This window comes from Telluria sp. LT1R51-2 (genome assembly GCF_059685775.1).
Genome location: NZ_JCASIM010000002.1, coordinates 92,906 through 111,762 on the forward strand (window position 1 = coordinate 92,906; position 18,857 = coordinate 111,762).

At 63.6% G+C, this 18,857-nt stretch carries 19 protein-coding genes; 9 read left to right on the forward strand and 10 right to left on the reverse strand.

All coding sequences use genetic code 11. The features are described 5' to 3' along the window. Nucleotides 1-125: 125 nt before the first annotated feature. Both AC56LH_RS18605 and AC56LH_RS18610 read right to left on the reverse strand, forming a co-directional pair. The gene (locus tag AC56LH_RS18605) at nucleotides 126-746 is read right to left on the reverse strand and encodes a hypothetical protein (protein ID WP_499648688.1); all 621 of its coding nucleotides are present in this window, start codon (nucleotides 744-746) and stop codon (nucleotides 126-128) included. Between the two features lie 168 nt (nucleotides 747-914). After that, nucleotides 915-2,057 carry a serine hydrolase domain-containing protein gene (locus tag AC56LH_RS18610; RefSeq protein ID WP_499648690.1) on the reverse strand — a complete coding sequence of 381 codons (1,143 nt, stop codon included), beginning with the start codon at nucleotides 2,055-2,057 and terminating at the stop codon, nucleotides 915-917. Between the two features lie 83 nt (nucleotides 2,058-2,140). On the opposite strand from AC56LH_RS18610, the gene AC56LH_RS18615 reads away from it, so the two are divergent. Next, nucleotides 2,141-3,127, forward strand: a complete 987-nt coding sequence (locus tag AC56LH_RS18615) for an LLM class flavin-dependent oxidoreductase (protein WP_499648692.1) — start codon at nucleotides 2,141-2,143, stop codon at nucleotides 3,125-3,127. A 79-nt stretch (nucleotides 3,128-3,206) separates the two neighbouring features. Here AC56LH_RS18615 and AC56LH_RS18620 read toward each other — a convergent pair whose 3' ends face one another. Continuing rightward, complete coding sequence (locus tag AC56LH_RS18620; protein ID WP_499648694.1) at nucleotides 3,207-5,975, reverse strand: M16 family metallopeptidase; 2,769 nt, start codon at nucleotides 5,973-5,975, stop codon at nucleotides 3,207-3,209. Between the two features lie 123 nt (nucleotides 5,976-6,098). After that, complete coding sequence (locus tag AC56LH_RS18625) at nucleotides 6,099-7,262, reverse strand: PQQ-dependent sugar dehydrogenase (RefSeq protein ID WP_499648696.1); 1,164 nt, start codon at nucleotides 7,260-7,262, stop codon at nucleotides 6,099-6,101. A gap of 159 nt (nucleotides 7,263-7,421) precedes the next feature. On the opposite strand from AC56LH_RS18625, the gene mepK reads away from it, so the two are divergent. The 5 genes from mepK to AC56LH_RS18650 all read left to right on the forward strand — a co-directional run bounded on the left by mepK (nucleotide 7,422) and on the right by AC56LH_RS18650 (nucleotide 10,251). Beyond that, nucleotides 7,422-7,964, forward strand: coding sequence for a peptidoglycan L,D-endopeptidase MepK (gene mepK, locus AC56LH_RS18630; RefSeq protein WP_183553928.1), 543 nt, complete (start codon nucleotides 7,422-7,424; stop codon nucleotides 7,962-7,964). A 47-nt stretch (nucleotides 7,965-8,011) separates the two neighbouring features. Beyond that, entirely contained in the window at nucleotides 8,012-8,794 is a 783-nt protein-coding gene (locus AC56LH_RS18635) for a hypothetical protein (RefSeq protein ID WP_499648698.1), read from the forward strand. Continuing rightward, on the forward strand, nucleotides 8,791-9,096 hold the full coding sequence (locus AC56LH_RS18640) for a hypothetical protein (protein ID WP_499648700.1): 306 nt from the start codon (nucleotides 8,791-8,793) through the stop codon (nucleotides 9,094-9,096). The genes AC56LH_RS18635 and AC56LH_RS18640 overlap by 4 nt, the downstream gene beginning before the upstream one ends. A gap of 102 nt (nucleotides 9,097-9,198) precedes the next feature. Continuing rightward, nucleotides 9,199-9,711: a ferritin-like domain-containing protein gene (locus AC56LH_RS18645; RefSeq protein ID WP_183553934.1), complete on the forward strand. Its 513-nt coding sequence runs from the start codon at nucleotides 9,199-9,201 to the stop codon at nucleotides 9,709-9,711. 96 nt (nucleotides 9,712-9,807) lie between these two features. Beyond that, entirely contained in the window at nucleotides 9,808-10,251 is a 444-nt protein-coding gene (locus AC56LH_RS18650) for a thioesterase family protein (protein ID WP_499648702.1), read from the forward strand. A 59-nt stretch (nucleotides 10,252-10,310) separates the two neighbouring features. Here AC56LH_RS18650 and AC56LH_RS18655 read toward each other — a convergent pair whose 3' ends face one another. Beyond that, nucleotides 10,311-10,805, reverse strand: a complete 495-nt coding sequence (locus tag AC56LH_RS18655) for a DUF3016 domain-containing protein (protein WP_499648704.1) — start codon at nucleotides 10,803-10,805, stop codon at nucleotides 10,311-10,313. A 166-nt stretch (nucleotides 10,806-10,971) separates the two neighbouring features. Between AC56LH_RS18655 and AC56LH_RS18660 the strand changes: the two genes are divergently transcribed. Both AC56LH_RS18660 and AC56LH_RS18665 read left to right on the forward strand, forming a co-directional pair. After that, the gene (locus tag AC56LH_RS18660) at nucleotides 10,972-11,709 is read left to right on the forward strand and encodes a DNA-formamidopyrimidine glycosylase family protein (protein ID WP_499648706.1); all 738 of its coding nucleotides are present in this window, start codon (nucleotides 10,972-10,974) and stop codon (nucleotides 11,707-11,709) included. Nucleotides 11,710-11,904: 195 nt separating this feature from the next. Next, on the forward strand, nucleotides 11,905-13,410 hold the full coding sequence (locus AC56LH_RS18665; protein ID WP_183553941.1) for a DUF3369 domain-containing protein: 1,506 nt from the start codon (nucleotides 11,905-11,907) through the stop codon (nucleotides 13,408-13,410). Between the two features lie 24 nt (nucleotides 13,411-13,434). On the opposite strand, the gene AC56LH_RS18670 is transcribed toward AC56LH_RS18665, so the two are convergent. From AC56LH_RS18670 to AC56LH_RS18685, 4 genes are all read right to left on the reverse strand, one after another. Beyond that, nucleotides 13,435-14,379, reverse strand: a complete 945-nt coding sequence (locus AC56LH_RS18670; RefSeq protein WP_499648708.1) for a cation diffusion facilitator family transporter — start codon at nucleotides 14,377-14,379, stop codon at nucleotides 13,435-13,437. A gap of 84 nt (nucleotides 14,380-14,463) precedes the next feature. Further along, the gene (locus AC56LH_RS18675; RefSeq protein ID WP_499648709.1) at nucleotides 14,464-16,422 is read right to left on the reverse strand and encodes a GAF domain-containing sensor histidine kinase; all 1,959 of its coding nucleotides are present in this window, start codon (nucleotides 16,420-16,422) and stop codon (nucleotides 14,464-14,466) included. Nucleotides 16,423-16,524: 102 nt separating this feature from the next. Next, a complete protein-coding gene (locus tag AC56LH_RS18680) occupies nucleotides 16,525-17,034 on the reverse strand; it encodes a hypothetical protein (RefSeq protein ID WP_499648711.1) in 510 nt (169 codons plus the stop codon). 127 nt (nucleotides 17,035-17,161) lie between these two features. After that, on the reverse strand, nucleotides 17,162-17,389 hold the full coding sequence (locus AC56LH_RS18685; RefSeq protein ID WP_499648713.1) for a hypothetical protein: 228 nt from the start codon (nucleotides 17,387-17,389) through the stop codon (nucleotides 17,162-17,164). 216 nt (nucleotides 17,390-17,605) lie between these two features. Here AC56LH_RS18685 and AC56LH_RS18690 point away from each other — a divergent pair, with 216 nt between their 5' ends. Then, nucleotides 17,606-17,983 (forward strand): hypothetical protein, encoded by a 378-nt coding sequence (locus AC56LH_RS18690; RefSeq protein WP_499648715.1) that lies wholly within the window; start codon nucleotides 17,606-17,608, stop codon nucleotides 17,981-17,983. A 4-nt stretch (nucleotides 17,984-17,987) separates the two neighbouring features. On the opposite strand, the gene queC is transcribed toward AC56LH_RS18690, so the two are convergent. Next, nucleotides 17,988-18,695 carry a 7-cyano-7-deazaguanine synthase QueC gene (queC, locus tag AC56LH_RS18695; RefSeq protein ID WP_183553952.1) on the reverse strand — a complete coding sequence of 236 codons (708 nt, stop codon included), beginning with the start codon at nucleotides 18,693-18,695 and terminating at the stop codon, nucleotides 17,988-17,990. Nucleotides 18,696-18,857: the final 162 nt, after the last annotated feature.

Genomic DNA, 18,857 nt, shown 5'->3' on the forward strand with positions numbered 1-18,857 from the left:
CGCGCCATAAAATTGACCACGGATGCGGCGCCGATACCACAGACAAAACGACAACACCGGCGCGAGGCCGGTGTTGTGCTGGTGGCGACTAAGCCACCCTTATTGCTGACGCATTGCTGGTGCTATCAATAACCGCGGCCGGTGGTGCCGGTGGTGCCGGTGGTGCCCGTACCAGTGGTGCCGGTACCGGTGCCAGTTGCACCCGTGGTGCCGGTGCCTGCTGCACCGCTGGCGCTGCCGGTCGTACCGTTACCCATCGTACCGGTCGTGCCGGTGGCACCGCTGGTGCTGCCCGACATGCCGGTGCTGCCACTGGTACCAGTCGCACTGCCGGTCGCGCCGGTCATGCCACTATTACCCATCGAGCTGCTGGCGCTGCCCGTCACGCCGGTGGTGCCGGTAGTGCCGGTGCGGCCCGTAGCGCCGACCGTGCCTGCACGGCTGTCGACAACGCCTGCGGAGCCGGTGGTACCGGTCATTGGCGTGGCGCTGCTGCGACGGTCGGTTTGCGGATTCATCGTGCTGGTGCCGGTGGCGCTCATCGACGAGCGGCCTGTCGCATCCTGCATGCTGCTGCCGGTCTGGCTACCGACCTGGCCCGACGCGCCTGCCATGCCAGTGCCCGTCGCGGTACCGGTACGGCCCGTGGCGCCTGCCGTCGTGCCCGTTTGTGCATGGACCGCAGTCGCGCCCAGCATGGCAACCGTCAGTGATGCGCCGATCATTCCTTTGAGTAGCTTGTTCATGGTGTTCTCCTCAATATGTTTTTTGTCGCGTGCCCGACACATCATTGCGTCAAGTCATGAATTGAGTGTACGGGCAGCGCAGATATAGGCGCGCACAATACCGCTTGGAAATATTAAATCGTCGCCCAACATCATGCAATGTGCGGCCATCTGCACGCATTTTTTTGTTTATTGTTGAGCTGATAATACGGCTTCCGCCGACAGCGTACCGATCTCGGCGTAGAGCGGCAGGATACTGTTGCGATCGTCCGGATACACCCGGTTGGACAAGAAGACATAGAAGCTGCCGGACACCGGATCGATCCACAGGATGCAGCCGGTAAAGCCCGTGTGCCCATAGCTGCCGAGCGGGTAGTGCCGGCCGCGCGGCCGCCGCGCAAACGGCGAATCGATGTCCATCCCCATGCCGCGCAGCGCGGTGATGCCCGGTGGCGACTGTGCGGTGCACAGCAGGCGCACGCTGTCGGCATGCAGCACGCGCACGCCATCGAGTTCACCGCCCGCGAGCAGCATGCGGGCAAAGCGCGCGACATCCCGCGCGGTCGAAAATACACCGGCCGAGCCGGCCACGCCGCCCATCCGGCGCACGGTCGGATCATGCACGTGGCCTTGCAGCACGGCGCCGGGCGCCAGGCCACGCTGTGCTTTCGACAGCACCGCGTTTGCATCCACCGCACCACGCTGGGTCGGTGCGATCGGCCGCCCGTCGCCGCGCGTCAACGGCCGATAGCCGGTGTCCTGCATGCGCAGTGGCGCAAAGAGGCGCTGCCCGGCAAACACGTCCAGCGGCACGCCAGCCATGCGTTCGATGAGCAGGCCAAGCAGGATGTAATTGATGTCGGAGTAGCGAAACAGACTGCCCGGCACGTGCGTCACGCGCTCGAGCGAGGCCAGCAGCAACGCCGCTTCCCTGCCCTGCCACGCCGGACTGGCAGGCAACCCGGCCAGCAAGCCCGACGTGTGGGTCAGCAACTGGCGCACCGTGATCGCATCCTTGCCGCCGCCCGCGCACTCGGGAAGGTAGCGCAGCAGCGGCGCTTCGAGGTCGATCTCGCCGGCCTCGTGCAGCAGCAGGATCGCCGGCGCCGTGACCAGCACCTTGGTCAGCGAGGCGACGTCAAATACGGTGTCGAAGCTGACGGGCGCGGCATCCGTCCCGAAGTCGAGCCGCCCGTACGCGCGCTCGGCATGCGCGGCGCCACGTTCGAGCCAATACACGGCGCCGGGCAGCGAACGGGCCGTAATGGCAGCGCCGATGGCAGCGTCGATTGCGGCCAGATGATGCGCGTTGAAGCCACGTTGCACGCTCATGACGACAGACTGTACTGACAAGCGGCCAGTGCAGTTTTGGGCACTCTCGCACGCGTTTTTTCGCATCGGCGTATCATTGTTCCATGATCCCTTTATCGATACTCGACCTCTCGCCGATCGTTCAAGGCAGCGATGCGGCAACTTCCTTCAAAAGCTCCCTCGACCTCGCCCAGCATGGCGAACGCTGGGGCTACAACCGTTACTGGCTGGCCGAACACCACGGCATGCCGGGCATTGCGAGCGCCGCCACCGCGGTACTGATCGCCCATGTCGCGGCCGGCACGTCCACGATCCGTGTGGGCGCCGGCGGCATCATGCTGCCGAATCATTCACCGCTCGTGATCGCCGAACAATTCGGCACGCTCGCGTCGCTTCATCCGGGCCGGATCGATCTGGGCCTGGGCCGCGCGCCTGGCTCTGACCATACCACGGCGCGCGCGCTGCGCCGCAACCTGGCGTCGGACGCCGACGAGTTCCCGCAGGACGTTGTGGAACTGATGGATTACTTCGCCGGCTCGAGCCGCCGGCAGGTGCTGGCCGTGCCGGGCGCAGGCCTGGACGTGCCATTGTGGATTCTCGGTTCGAGCCTGTTCGGCGCGCAACTGGCAGCGCACCTCGGCCTGCCATATGCGTTCGCGTCGCACTTCGCGCCGCAAATGATGATGCAGGCGATCGACATGTACCGCAGCAACTTCCGTCCATCGGCGCAGCTGGCCGAGCCGTACGTCATGCTCGGATTCAATGTCTTCGCGGCCGACACCGATGAAGAAGCGCATCTGCTGGCCACGTCAATGCAGCAGGCGTTTGTCGCACTGCGCACGGGCAATCCGGGCAAACTCAAGCCACCTGTCAGCGGCTACCTGGAAGCGCTGGACACGCCCGAGCGCATGATGCTCGACAGCGTGCTGGCCTGCTCGGCAATCGGCTCGCGCGACACTGTGGCGGCTCAACTGCACGCATTCATCGACAAGGCCAGGCCGGACGAGATGATGATCACGTCGCAGATCTACGACCATGCGGCCCGCCTGCATGCGTACGAGATCACGGCCGACATCCGGCGCAACAGCTAACGTCAGCACTGATGTTTCAACGATAAAAAAGCCCACCCGGCGCATGCCGGGTGGGCTTTTTTACGTTCGTGCCACGTGATTACAACGCCTTGCCATCCGCATCGATGCGGCGCACCTCGCCCAGGTTCAGCGCGCGCACGTCCTTCTCGACCTTGCTCATGTCACCGACGACGACCCACACCAGGCGATCGGTCAGGAAGCTGCGCGCGGCCAGGGTGTTGGCCTGCTCGGGCGTGAGCGCCAGCGCCTTCTCGGTGTAGGTGTTGTAGTAGTCGTCCGGCAGGCCGTATTGCACGATGGTCGTGTAGGCGCCGCCCAGCTGGCCAGCCGTCTCGAAGCTGCCCGGCAGGCGCAGCGTGCGGTTGTCCTGCGCGAACTTCAGCTCGGCGCCGGTGATCTGGCGCTCACCCGCAACGCCCTTGTATTCGCGCACCAGTTCCTTGAGCGCATCGCCCGTCTTGTCGGTCTGCACCGGCGAGATGCTCATGAACGTGCGCTGGCCGACGGCCGGCTGCACCAGGCTGCGTACGCCATACGACCAGTGCTTGTCCTCACGCAGGTTCATGTTGATGCGCGAGCTGAAGGTGCCGCCGAACACGTCGTTGACGATTTCCAGCGGCAGCGACTCGGGGCTGTTGCGCGGCGGCGCCAGTTGCGCGCCGACGATCACGCTTTGCAGCGCGCCCGGCCGGTCGACCAGGTACACGAGGGGCTTGCCTGGTGCGGGCACGGTGGCGATCACCTTCTTCGGCACCGCGCCGCCCTTCCAGCCGCCGAACGTTTTTTCGAGCAGCGGCGTGATCTCGGCCAGCGTCGTGTCCCCCACGACCAGCAGCGTCGCGTTGTTCGGCTTGAACCACGTTGTGTGGTAATTGGCCAGGTCGGTCCGGGTCATGCGGCCCACGGCGTCCTCGGTGCCGTTCGCCGTGCGCGCATACACGTGGCCTTCGCCATACATCAGCGCCGGCACGACGCGCAGCGCGATGCCCTGCGGATCGACCTTCTCGCGTGCGATCGCGGCCAGGCGGTCTTTCTGCAGGCGCGCGAATTCGTTCTGCGGGAACGCCGGATTGCGCACCAGGTCCGCGTACAGGCCGAGCGCCTGCGGCAGCGTCGCCTTGAGCGCATTCATGCCGACAAAGGCGCCATCGAGATTGATGCTGGCGCCAAAGGTCGCGCCCAGGCGTTCGAGTTCTTCGCCGATCTCGAGCGACTTGCGCGTGGCCGTGCCTTCTTCGAGCATGCGCAGTGTGAGGCTGGCCACGCCCGGCAAGGCGGTGCTGTCGGCGGCGTAACCACTATCGACCAACATCTGCAGATTGACGACCGGCGCCTCATGGCGCTCGGCCAGCACCACCTTCAGGCCGTTGGTCAACGTCATGCGCTGCATCGGCGGCAATTTGAGCGACATCGCCTTGCCGGCGACCGGTTCCTTGCTGCGATCGAGCCCCGTATCGGTGGCGGCCAGGCCGGTCGGGAACGGATCGATCTGCAGCACGTAGTCGCCGTCGCTGAGCCAATCGTTCATCGCCTTTTTCACCGTGGCCGGCGTGGCGTCCTTGATGCGCTGCAGGTAGACCTTGTAGCAGTCCGGATTGCCGGTGAAGGTCTGGCACGAGGCCAAGAGGTCGCTCTTGCCGCCGAAGCCGCCGACGCGCTCGATCATGCGCGTGTACTGCGCCAGGATCGTGGTCTTGGCCAGGCGCAGCTCGGCGTCTGTCGGACCGCTCTTCATCAACGCGCGCAATTCCTCGTCGGCGGCCTGCTCCATCTTTTTCACGTCGGCACCGGGGCGGGCCGTCAGCGTCAGGTCGAACTGGCCGCCGATTTCCGACGCATCGTCGCTCGCGGTCGCGCTGGTGGCCAGTTGATCCTTGTAGACCAGGCGCTTGTACAGGCGCGAGGTCTTGCCGCCACCCAGCACACGCGCGCCCAGGTCGAGCAGCGCTTCTTCGGGCGTGTTCGCGCCCGGCACGTTCCAGGTGCGGTAGATGCGCGTTTGCGGCACGCGGTCCTGCGCCAGCGTGCGGTGCGTGCCGGTGCGCTTGGCGATCCACGCATCGTGCTTGGCCAGCGGCGGGCCTGGCGGAATCGCGCCGTAGTATTGCTCGACTTTCTTGCGCGCTTCTTCCGGCGAGATGTCGCCCGACAGCACCAGCACCGTGTTGTTCGGGCCGTAGTTCTGCTTGAACCAGTCCTGCACGTCCGTCATCGAGGCCGCATCGAGGTCAGCCATCTTGCCGATCACGGTCCAGGAATACGGGTGGCCGACCGGATAGGTGTTTTCCACCAGCAGCTCGTAGGCGATGCCGTAGGGCTGGTTCTCGCCCTGGCGCTTTTCGTTCTGCACGACGCCGCGCTGGATGTCGAGTTTCGTCTTGTCGACCGTTCCCAGCAGGTAACCCATGCGATCGCTCTCGGCGAACAGCGCATAGTCGAGCATCGAGGTCGGCACGTTCTGGAAGTAATTCGTGCGGTCCTGGCTGGTGGTGCCGTTCAGATCAGTCGCGCCAACCTGCTCCATCGCATTCAGGTAAGTTTTTTTGAAGTTGTCGCTGCCGCTGAACATCAGGTGTTCGAACAGGTGCGCAAAGCCGGTCTTGCCCCGCTGCTCGTTCTTCGAGCCGACGTGGTACCAGGTATTGACGGCCACCACCGGTGTCTTGCGGTCTTCGTGCACCAGCACGGTCAAGCCGTTCTTGAGCGTGAACTTGGTGTACTTGATGTCCGGGATCGGGATGTCGGGCGTGCTGGCAGGGGCGACGGGCGCAGCCTGCAGCGTCGATACGCCGAAGATCAGTGCAAGTGCTGCCGCGAGATGGGTAATGCGACGAACGGGAACTGCCATGCTGCGCCTCCTGAATGGTTCGGGAAAGAACCATTCTAGGCAGGTTTCAGTTAGTCAACAAACAAAACAGCGTATGCATGTCTCGATGAGCGCCAAACCATGCATGGCGCATGCGCTGCTGAATTACTTTGGCACGATCCGCAGCAGCGTGCCCTTGGCTTCATCGGTCAGCACATACAACTGGCCATCCGGCCCCTGGCGCACGTCGCGCACGCGCTGGCCAACCGGGATCAGCTCTTGCGCCGTGACCTTGCCGGCAGCGTCAAACCCCACACGGCGTACGTCCTTGCCGGCCAGGCTGCCGCTGAACAGGCTGCCCTGCCATTGCGGGAACGCCTTGCCGGTGTAGAACGCCAGGCCCGACGGCGCCGGCGACGGGGTCCAGACAACGATCGGCTGCACCGTGCCCGGCACGACTTTCTTGCCGATCGGCTCACGCGTCGTGTAATCCAGCGTGTAGCTCTGCAGCGGCCAGCCGTAGTTATTGCCCGCTTCGATCAGGTTGATCTCGTCGCCGCCGCGCGAACCGTGCTCGCTGGCCCAGACGCGGCCGGTTTTCGGGTCGAGCGCCAGACCCTGCACGTTGCGGTGGCCGTGGCTGTGGATTTCGGCCAGGCGGTTCGGCTGCGCTTCGGCTGCGCCGGTGCCGACCGGCTTGCCGGCATCGGTCAGGTGCAGGATCTTGCCCTGGTGCGTGGCCAGGTTCTGCGCCTGGTCGCGCGCAAGCATCTTGCCCACGCGCTGGGGCGTGTTGCCGCCATCGCCAATGCTCATCAGTAGCGTGGTATCGGGCAGGAACAGGATGCGCGAGCCGAAGTGCTCGCCGCCGTTCTTGGCTTGCCTGACGGAGAACACCTTCCTGATGCCGGTGACGCGCTTGCCGTCGAACGTGCCCATCACCAGCGCCGTGCGGTTGCTGGCGTCGGTGCCGCTGGCCATCGTCATGTAGATGCGGGGATTGGTCTTGTCGCCGGGGTGGACCGCGATGTCGAGCAGGCCGCCCTGCCCGCCCACGAACAGGTTCGGCAGCGGGTCCATCTTCACCTGCCGGAACGTCTTGCCATTGAGCATATGCAGCGTGCCGCCCTTGCCCGTGACGAGCATGCGGCCATCGGGAAGCCAGGCCATACCCCAGCCTTGTGGCACGCCGATGGCGACGGTTTCCAGTTGCCAGCCGTTGGCCAGTGGCGGCTTGTCGACGGGTGTGACCTCCTGGGCCAGCGCAGCGCTCGCCAACTGGACCAGTACAAATACGAGCGTGGCCTGCAAAACCCGGTTTTTGCGCATGAATTTTGCGTCCGTACTCGGCATAAGCAAATCTCTCAAAAACAGTTAAATACTTGACATCGTAGCTGAAATGTCGCGATTTTCTGCACATTGTCTGCACGAATGCGGCAAATGGCGTATCATCGATTGCTCACTGAACCAGCGCAAGGACTCCCTTCAATGATTCAACGACGTACCATCCTCAAAAGCGGTCTCCTCCTCGCAGCATCCTCCCTCAGCCTTCCTACCCTTGCCAAAAATTCATCGATTGCCACCGGCGATTGCTGTCTGCGTTTCTACAATACGCACACGGGTGAAAAGCTGACGAGCACGTTCTGGGCGCAGGGTGAATTCATCCCTGATGCGCTGGGCGACATCAACAAGGTGCTGCGCGACCACCGCACCAACAAGATTGCGGACATCGATCCCGAACTGCTGCTGCTGCTCGGCCAGCTCAATGGCAAGCTCGGCAACAGCAAGGAATTGCACATCATTTCGGGCTACCGCGCGCCAGAGTCGAATGCGTTCCTGCGTGGCCATGGCAGCGGCGGCGTCGCCAAGCGCAGCCTGCACATGGAAGGCAAGGCCATCGACATCCGCCTGCCGGGCACCGACCTGCGCAATCTGCAAAAAGCGGCCATGTCGCTCCAGGGCGGCGGCGTCGGCTATTACGACAGCTCGCAGTTCGTCCACATGGATACCGGCCGCGTGCGGTATTGGTAAATCCATTGATGCGGCCGTCCATCGTCCGTGTCGTTGCCGGACTGGCCATGAGCGGCCTGTTCATGGCTGCGGCTGCAGGCCTGCCGGCGCACGCCGCTGGCCAGAGTACCGTCACCGTCAAGTCCACCCGCGACCCGGTCGACAAGTCGTATCGCAAAATGATCCGCGGCATGGAGCGCTTCGAACGCGAGCGCGCCTTCGCGCCGAACGCGACCCTGCGCTTCCAGCTGCTGCCGCGTCTGCCGAACGTCGACATGCGCGGCATCACGCTGCGCGTGGCGGGTGATACCGTGTCGGTGCCGGTCCCCGTCGACGACAACAATTTCTTTGTCCTGCCCCGCAACGCGCAAGCGTTGCAGGAAGACGCTGCCGTGCTCGCCAGTCGCAAGACGGCCAGCATGACCTGGCGTGCACGCATCGAAACGCCGAGCGTCCCGGTGGGCATGCGCCGCCTGGGTGACCTGCGCCTGGAATGCCGCGTGGGCAAGGAGGCTGGCCTTGTCTCCAACAGCTCGCCGCTGTTCGGCTGGATCTCGGATGCGCTCGACTCGCCCGAGGGTGTCTGCACGAGCCCGGATGGCAATTACCTGTTCTTCGCCGAGCGCCCGATCTTCGCGGTCACGCTGCGCGCCGGTGAACGCAGTGAAACGCTGCCGTTTTCGATGCTGTACGCGGGCGGCGACCAGACGCCCGACATGTTGCCGTTCTGCGATTGCCAGGTGCTGCTCGACCGCACCTATTACGTGCCGTTGTGGGACGCCAGCTGGCCGGACGACACGCTCGTCGAATTTACGTACATGGTCGATCCACCAGCGGGGGTGACGCCATGAGGGCGCTTCCACTCCTTTTCGCTGCGCTGCTGGCCGGCTGCGCCACGCAGAATGCCGTGCCGCCCGGCGCGCAAGTGCCTGCCGAGCGGCTGCAACAGACCGTCATTGCCGGCCAGACCACCAAGGCGCAATTGCTGGCCGCGTTCGGACCGACGAAAAACGTGCGCTTCGACAGCGGCTTTGAGGCCTGGGTCTACCAGTCGCCGGCGGGTGACGGCCAGTTTGCGGAGTTCGTCGTGCTGATCGACCAGGCGGGCGTCGTCACAAAAACGCGAACACGCGCCCCTACTCCGGCACGCTGATCCATTTTTGTTAACGACTGACGCGCAAATGTGTCATAGCTAACAAACGGTACCCATCAATTCTGCCATTCTGGTTGTACCTATTCACCAGCGGAGAAACTCATGGCAACTGCAATCGACGACAATCTGAACGACTGGCTACGTGACGCTCATGCAATGGAAGAGCAGGCAGACAAGATGCTCAACGCGCAGGCGGACCGCCTCGAGCACTATCCGGAACTGCGCGCGCGCATCGTCCAGCACATCGAAGAAACGCGCTGGCAGCGTGGCGTGCTGGACGAGATCCTGGCGCGCCGTGACATCAGCAACTCGGTCGTCAAGGATATCGGCGCCAAGCTGATGGCCTTTGGCCAGGCTGTTGGCGGCATGACCGTCAGCGATGAAGTGGTCAAGGGCGCGATGGCCGGCTACGTATTCGAGAACCTCGAAATCGCCACCTACACGTCGCTGATCGCAGCGGCCAAGGCGGCTGGCGACAGCGCCACTGCAGCTTCATGCGAACAGATCCTGGCGCAGGAAAAAGCGATGGCGGCCTGGCTGCTCGAGCATCTGCCGCAAGTCACGCAAGCCTTCCTGACTCGTTCGGCAACGCCGGGCGTGGAAGCGAAAGTCTAAATCCGTACCACCCGCGGTCGGCGCGGCGCAACATGCGTGCGCCGTCCTGTATCCTGTCCTGCATCCCCTCCCGTATTCCGTCCATCTTTCCCGCCCATGCCCCGCGTACAACTCGACTTTCCCGACGACCAGTTCTACTTTTCGACCGTGCTCACGGTGCGGGCCACCGATATCAATGCCGCGAACCACGTCGGCAACGAATCGATGATCGCAATGGTGTCCGAGGCCAGGTCGCGTTTCCTGTTCGAGTTCGGCGTGCCGGAAACCAGCCTCGATGGCCCTGGCATCATCGTCACCGACCTGGCCACCATCTACCGCGCCGAGGCGTATCGCCGCGACGAACTGCTGTTCGACGTGGGCGTCATGGACTTCAACAAGTATGGCGGCGACCTGATCTACCGTGTCACGCGGCCGCGCGACCAAAAGCTGATCGCCATGGCCAAGACCGGCTTCGTGTTCTACGACTACAAGGCGGGCCGGGTATGCCCGATGCCGGACGACTTTCGCGCCAGGTTCGAGCGTGTCAACCGGGTCGACTGAGCCACAATGAAACGGCGCCCCGCAGGGCGCCGTTTTGTTACACACGCGACAAAAGTAACTTAACCGCCGCGCTTTTTGCCGATGATCGTTTCATCGAACCACTCATCGATCATGCGCTTTTCGGCGCGCAGGCTGTCGCTGTCGCTGAAGCGCCCGATGCGCTGCATATAGTTCATGTCTGCCAGTCGTGCATCGCCGCCCTTGAGCACCTGGCCGTTTTGCGTCAGCGAATAGCGCAGATTGATGATTGGCCAGTCGGCCATGCCTTTCAGGATGCGCAGATCGCGCCCGTTGCTGACATTCGGATATTCGCGTCCGGCCAGGTCGATGTCCGTGACCTCGATCGCCAGGTCCTGGCCTGCGGGCAGTTTCTCGCCAAGCTTGGTGAAATAGGTGCTCAGTTCTTCCAGCACCTGCTTGCGCTCCCATGGCGCAAATGGCAGGTCGGCGAACTTGTCGGACTCGATGTAATTGACGGTCACGCCCGCCGAGGCGGCACCAGCAGATAGCGCGAACAGGCCAGCCAGAGCAGTTTTTATCAATATGGATTTCATTGCTGGAACTCCTTCTCAATGCATCTCGTGTGCGATCTTCGCTTACCAATATACGCCGCTTCGCCTTGCTCTGCTCGTGGCGAAACGTTGGAACTTGTATCCAAATGTTAGGTCCCGAACATGACCAAAAGATGGTGCCATATAAGAATGCATCAAGGAGGCCACCATGCCAGAAGGTCCAACGCTGTACATGCTCAAGGAACAGACGACGCGCTTCGTAGGACAAACCATCGTGCGCGCCAGCGGCAACCTGAAGACGCTCGATCCGGCGCGCCTGGTGGGCCAGCGCATCACCGGACTGCACACCTGGGGCAAGCACTTCCTGATCGAGACGCCCGACGTCATCCTGCGCGTCCACTTTCTGCTGTTCGGCACCTACCGCATCGACGAGGACCGCGACAAGCCACCGCGCCTGTCCATCGGCGTGGAAGACGGCGGCGCCATGAATTTCTATGCCTGCGCGATCCGCGAGATTGACCGCGCCACCTTCGACGCCTACGACTTCAGCGCCGACGTAATGGGCACAACCTGGGACCCGGTCAAGGCGCGCAAGAAGCTGCGCGCCGCACCGGACATGCTGGCCTGCGACGCCCTGCTCGATCAGGAGATCTTCTCGGGCGTGGGCAATATCATCAAGAACGAAGTGCTGTTCCGGATTCGGGTCCATCCCCTGTCGACGATGGGCGCGCTGCCCGCGCCCAAGCTGCGCGCACTGGTGGACGAAGCGCGGCAGTACAGCTTCGACTTCCTGGGCTGGAAAAAAGCGTTCACGCTCAAGGAGCACTGGCTGGCCCACGCCAAGAAGATCTGCCCGCGCTGCGACATCCCCTATTCAAAAGCCAAGCTCGGCACCTCCGACCGGCGCAGCTTCTACTGCGAGCGTTGCCAAAAACGCTATACCTGACGCGTTCTGTAACGCTGCTGCAACATCATGACCAGCCCATTGGGCCAGTTGTTACATCCCCCTCTCACAATTTAATATTGCTTCTTGTTAAGGGTCATGCGCCGTACTACAATCGGCTTGACTCCAGGCTACTTTTGTTGTGAAAAAAATAGTCTGTTCGCTTAACTTCGACCCCTCCCAAAATCGGAATCGTCCATGTCCTTCTTGTCGTCCGCTGCGCCCAAACTCGCACCCTGGAAAGTCTTGCTGGTGGACGACGAACCCGATATCCACGACATCACCAAGCTGACGCTGACGCGCTTTCGCCTCGACGGGCGCGCATTGTCGTTCGTGCATGCCTACAGTGGCGCCGAGGCCAAGGAAATCCTGGCGCGTGAAAAGGACATCGCGCTGGTGTTTCTGGACGTGGTGATGGAGCGCGAAGACAGCGGTCTGGAAGTGGCGCGCTGGATGCGCCAGGACCTGGACAACCAGTTCACCCGCATTGTGCTGCGCACCGGCCAGCCCGGCCAGGCGCCGGAAGAACGCGTGATCGTCGACTACGACATCAACGACTACAAGGAAAAGACCGAGCTCGATCGCACCAAGCTGTTTACGACGACGTTCGCCGCACTGCGCGCCTACCGCGACATCATGAAAGTCGAGGAATCGCGCCGCGTCCAGCAAACCTACCGTGAGGGCCTGGAACGCGTGATCGCCGCGTCCGCCCACATCTTCCAGCAACGCAACCTGAAGGACTTCGCCAACGGCCTCTTGCTGCAGGTTGTGGCGCTGCTGCGCTTGGAACAGAGCATGCTGCTGCGCCTGAAAGCGGCCAGCGTGATCACCGGCCAGAGCCAGTACGAAGTGCTGGCCCAGATCGGCGACATGGAAGGCGACGAGATCGGGCCGGAACTGGTGGCCCAGCTGGACGATGCGCGCCACAACCGCATTTCGCGCCTGCACGGCGACACCTATGTCGGCTACTTTCCGAACAACAGCGGCAAGGCGTCGCTCCTGGTGCTCAAGGGCGTGGATGAGATTTCGGACATCGATGCACAAATGCTGGAAGTGTTCTGCTCGGGCGTGGCCATCGCGTTCGACAATATTTTGCTGAACCAGGAAATCACGGATACGCAGGCCGAGCTGATCCTGCGCCTGGGCGACGTCGTCGAATCGCGCTCGCACGAGGCGGGCAACCACGTGCGCCGCATGTCCCAGGTCTGCTACATGCTGGCCCAGGCCTCTGGCATGCCCGAAGACGAGACGGCAGTGCTGATGCACGCCGCGCCGATGCACGACATCGGCAAGATCGCCACGCCCGATGCGGTGCTGCTCAAGCCCGGCAAACTGACCGATGCCGAGTGGACCATCATGAAGCAGCACCCGACCGTGGGGCTGCAGATTCTGGACGGCTCGCAGCGCCCAATCCTGAAGGCGGCGGCGGTGATCGCGCACCAGCACCATGAAAAATTCGATGGCACCGGCTACCCGCAGGGGCTGCGCGGGCAGGACATCCACCCATACGCGCGCATCGTGGCGGTGGCTGACGTGTTCGACGCCCTGAGCCACGCGCGCTGCTACAAGGAAGCGTGGCCGGCCGCGAAAGTGACCGAGCACCTGCGCGAGGTGGCCGGGCACCACCTCGATCCGACCTATGTCGACCTGTTGATCCGGAATATGGACAAGGCGTTGGCGATCAACGCGCAGTGGCCCGACTGAGCGGCGCGCCGGATCGCCTCCTGGTTACTTGAACGCAGCGCGCAGCGCCGACGCATCGAAATAGATTTGACGGATCACCGGATGCTCGGCGGCCACCGCAGCCTCGATGCGGCCGATCGCCGCCTCTACCTTGTCAATCGACAGCCCCCGGCGAAACTGGACCGAGGCGGCCAGCAGCACTTCTTCCGGCCCCAGCTGCATCGTGCGCAGGCTGGCCACGCTGTCCAGCGCCGGCTCGCGCAGGAACAGCGCCTTCAGTGCGGCCAGCTCGTCGTGGTCGATCGCTTCGCCCACGAGCAGGCCACCGGTCTCGCGCGCCAGCATGAAGGCGGCGCCGATCAAGAGCAGGCCGATCACGATCGAGGCGGCCGGATCGATGTACGGGTTGTTGAAATAGTGGCCCAGCGCGATGCCGGCGGCGGCGATTCCAAGGCCAAGCAGCGCCGCGGAATCCTCGATGAAGATCGTGAAGACCGATGCATCCTTGCTCGCACGGACGGCTTGCCACAGCGACGTACCGGGTTTGCGGGCCGTGTTGAGTTCCTTGCGCGACACGTTCCAGCTATACCCTTCGAACAGGGCAGCCACGCCAAGCACGACGTAGCTCCACATCGGATCTTCCAGTGGCGGCGGGTTTTGCAGCGCGTCGACGCCGTGGTAGATCGATAAGCCGCCGCCCAGCGAAAACACCGACAGCGCAACGATCAGCGCCCAGAAATACAGCGACTTGCCGTAACCGAACGGATGCTTGCGGTCGGGTTCGCGGGCGCTGCGGCGTTCGCCCAGCAGCAACAGGAATTCATTGCCGGTATCGACAGCCGAGTGGATGCCCTCGGCCACCATCGCCGCACTGCCGGTGATGCCGGCGACGATGAATTTGGCCACCGCGATGCCCAGGTTGGCGGCGATTGCCGCATAGATGACTTTTTGCGAGCCCTGGCGTGGCGCGTCTTGCTTGTTTTCGTTCATGGACTCTCCAAATGGGGAGCCAAGCGTAGAGAACCTTCAGCAACCTATCTGTACGGCGACGCACGTGCCCGCTCGATCGTGGCACTAGGCCGCGAGTTTTTCCTTGCGCTGCGAACGGGGAAAGCGCATATGGTACGTCAGCCCCTGCCCCGGCGCGCTCGTGGCCCGTACGGTCCCGCCCAGCGCGCCGGTCACCAGGTTGTACAGGATGTGCGCGCCCAGGCCACTGCCACCGGTCCCGCGCCGCGTGGTAAAGAACGGATCGAACAGTTTGTCGAGCGTCGCGGCATCCATCCCTGCCCCGTCGTCGGCGTACTCCATCACCACCCAGCCGTCGCTGCCGAGCGCGGCGCGCAGCGTGATATTGCCGGCCTGCTCGTGCTCAAAGCCGTGCACGAGCGAATTCATGACCATATTGGTGAGGATCTGCGACACGGCCCCGGGGAAGCTGTCGAGCATCAGGTCGGGCGGGCAATCGACCGCCACCTTCACCGGACGGCCCTTGAGCTTGGGGTGCAGCGACAGGAGCACCTCGTTCAGGTATGCGCCCAGGTTGAAGCTGCGGATATCGTCCGACGACTGGTCCACCGCCACCTGCTTGAAGCTGCGCACCAGGTTCGCGGCGCGCTGCGTGTTGGTGGTCATGATGCGCAGCGACTGGTCGACGATGTCGAAGAAACTCTCCAGGCTCTCTGCGGTCATCTCGCCCGCTGCCAGTTCTTCGCGCGTGAGTTTCAGCTCCTGTACCAGGTGGCTCGTGGCCGTCACGCAGATGCCCAGCGGCGTGTTGATCTCGTGCGCCACGCCAGCCACCAGGCGGCCGAGCGAGGCGAGCTTTTCCTGCCGCACCAGTTCGGACTGCGCCTCTTGCAGCGCGTGCAGCGCGTCGTTCAGCGCCGCGTTCTGCTGCTCGAGGGCTTCCTTGGTCTTGCGGATCCTGCGGTCGGCCTGCATGCGCGCAATCGCCACGGCCACGTGGCTGGCCATGAACGCCAGCAGGTCGAGGTCGGCCTTGCTGTAGACGATGGCCGGGTCGTAGCTCTGCACCACGATCACGCCATACGGCTGGTCGTTGACCAGCATCGGCGCACCCATCCAGCTCGCGATATCGGTGCTGCCCATTGGCTCGGCCACGGTGCCGGCATCAACGAGCGCCCTGAAGCTGGCCACGTCGTGCAGCTGCGCCTGCTTGGTCGTCAGGATGTGCGAACACATCGCCTTGCCGAACGGGAAACGCAGCAGCGGCGGCGCGCTGTCCTTCTGGTCGACGAAGTACGGGATGCTGATCTCTTGCGTGCGCTGGTGGTACAGCCCGATCAGGAAGTTGTCGGCCACCATCAGCTCGCCGATGATGCGGTGCAGGCTGGCGCTGAGCTGGTCGGTGTCGAGCGCCTGCGCCGACAGGTCGGCGATCTCGTACAGCGCATGCTGGATCTTTTCGGCGCGGCCACGCTCGGCCACCTCGTGCGCCAGCGCAGCCGTGCGCGCCGACACCGCGCGTTCCAGCCGGTCCATGCTCTGCAGGCCCTGCAGCGCGTTCGAGACGTGGTTGGCGATCAGCCCGAACAGCGCAATGTCTTCCTCGCTGTAGGTCTGGTCGGCACAGTAGCTCTGGATGACGATCGCACCCAGCGCCTGGTGGTTCTGGTCGAGCAGCGGACAGGCGACGAAATGCTCCGGCGTGCTGCCACTGCCCCAGCGTCCGGCCGCCTTGCGGTGGCGCTCGTTGAAATCGGCTGCCGTCAGCACCAGCCTCTGGCGGTTGAGCAGTACCCAGGCCGTGGGCGACTGGTCGGGCGAGGCGAGCTGGATGCGCTCGAGCGGATCTCGCGCGCCGTCGGCTTCGTCGACAAAATAGGGAAAGCGCACGGTGCCGTCTTCGCGGTCGGCCAGCGCTACATAGAAGTTGGCCGCATACATGATGCGGCCCAGCGCGCCGTGCACGGCCCGGATGAATGCGGTGATGTCGCTGCAGCTGGTCGAGAGTTGCCCGATATCGAGCAACATCGATTGCACCGCTTCCAGCCGGTCAAGACGTTCCATACTTTCCCCCACCTGTTCGCAGAATGCATCCAAAGATGCGCAGGGGAAATAGTAGCAGCTTGGGACCGGGCGCAGCGGCTTGCCGCGCCCGGCTGTGGCTTTTTAGCGCGGTGCGCGGAAGTCGTTCTCGACCCAGGCCTGGGCCGAGCTTGGCGTAAGCTTGAAGGTGGGCGCCACGCGCACGCGCGCCACCTGCTCGCCCATCTCGTCGGTGGCGGCCAGCATCGCGTACGGGTCGTCGTCGTCCGGGACGATATCGAGCGTCACCTTCAGTTCGCCCTGCTCGGTGAAGATGTACAGGTTCTTGTGCAGGATCGCGTGCATGTGCTGCTCGTGGCGGCGAATGACTTCGGACGCCGTCTTGATCAGCGTGTTGAAGGCATTGGTGTCGAGCGGCTTCGGGTTCTTCTTGTCGCGGCCCATGGTCCAGGGACCGACCAGCGCCGGTTCGGGCTCGCCATCCTTGTACATTGCCACGGCCCAGCCTTCATCGTCGTCGTTCTTGATCACGCGCGCGGTCCAGCCATTGCCCTGCCACAGCCGGGGTTGCTGCACGGGGCCGGTGTCCTCGGTGCCGTCGTCGCTATCGGGGTCCAGCATCTGGTCGTTCATGGGTCGGTGTCCTCGGCGCTTGCGCGCCCAAAACCACGATCATAGAGGAAACCGGCCCCATGAAAAAGGCCGCACGCCACTGCTGCGGGCGATTGGCTGAAATAGTCTGGAATCAGGCTGGAAATCGCTAAGCCGGACAATCGTCGACAATGCGCGGACAACGCCACGACGGGCCGGGTGGCGGCACGATCGGCGGACCGACGGGAATCGGTCGCGGATCGCCGTTGGGCGCCGGCGTATCGCGGTTGAACGGCGTGATGATGATGGGCGGAATGGCCGGTGGCGCCGAGGGCGGATCCTTCGGTCCACCGGACGCGCGGGCCAGGTCGTGGAAGGCGTTGGGCACAGCGTACATGGGGTCCCCCTGAAACAGAGCAGGCTGTCAGTATAGGAAACGCTGCCGTGATTACAAGGACGGATTTGGCAGCGATTCTGCCCGACCCGACACATGCACATTTCATCCCGTTAAACATGCAGCCTGTCGCACGCGGCTGGCTGCGTGTGTACGCCGCGCTTACAGTTCGAGCATGCAAGACCAAACAGCTCAACCCAACCATTCGCGAGGACTGTCATGAAAAAATATGCCCCCTACGTCATCCTGTTCCTGTTTGCCGCCATGCTGTGGAATCTGTTCGACTGGAACGGCGACATGACGGTCAATCTCGATGGCGACCAGATCGACGGCCCGCTGGGCTTCCTGCTGGCCACGCTGTTCACGGGCGGCGGCATGCTGCTGGCCGTGTTCATCTCGGTGATCACGGTGGCGGTGCTGGCGGTGGTGTTTGCCGGGGTCGGCGTGATCCTGATCGGCTCGCTGGCGATCGGCGCCCTCGTGCTGGCGCTCGCGATGTCGCCGCTGCTGCTGCCGCTGGTACTTGTCGTGGCGCTCGTGTGGTACGCGATGCGCCGGCCGCGCCCTGTCGTGCTGGACAAGGCCGCGGCAGCGTAAAAACTTAGCGCGCCACGTACTGCGCGTAACCCCGCGCACGCAGGGCGCACGCCGGACACGTGCCACAACCGTGGCCCCAGGCGTGCGCCTCGCCCCGCTCACCCAGGTAGCAGGTGTGCGTATCGAAGCGAATCAGATCGACCAGCGCTGCGCCCCCCTCCTGCTCCGCCAGTTCCCAGGTCTGGGCCTTGTCGATCCACATCAGCGGCGTTTCCACCTTGAGCCGTGTGGCCATGCCCAGGTTCAGCGCCACCTGCAGCGCCTTCATCGTGTCGTCGCGGCAGTCCGGGTAGCCCGAGAAATCCGTCTCGCACATCCCGCCCACCAGCACATTCAGCCCGCGCCGGTACGCCACCGTCGCCGCCACTGTCATGAACATCAGGTTGCGGCCCGGCACGAAGGTGTTCGGCAAGCCGTTTTCCTGCATCTCGATCGCGACATTGCTGGTCAGTGCAGTGTCGGAGATTTTGGAAATCAGGGACAGGTCGATCATGTGATCCTCGCCCAGGCGCGTGTCCCAGTCGGGATTGAGCGCGCGCAGCTTGGCCAGCACGCCGGGGCGCACCGCCAATTCGATCGCATGGCGCTGGCCATAATCGAAGCCGATCGTCTCGACCCGCGCATAGCGCTGCAGCGCCCAGGCCAGGCAAGTGGTGGAGTCTTGGCCGCCACTGAACAGGACGAGCGCGGTATCGGTAGAGAGGATGGTCATGGTGGTAAAAAGAGGTAAAAAAACAGGGGTCAACCGTCAATTCTGGCACAGATTCCGGGCACCGTGGCCGATAAAGCCCTGTTTGTCCAGACGCGCGCGCGCAACATTTCACATCCGCCATCGACTTTGCCAATCAGTTAAGATGCGAACGAGTCACCCAAT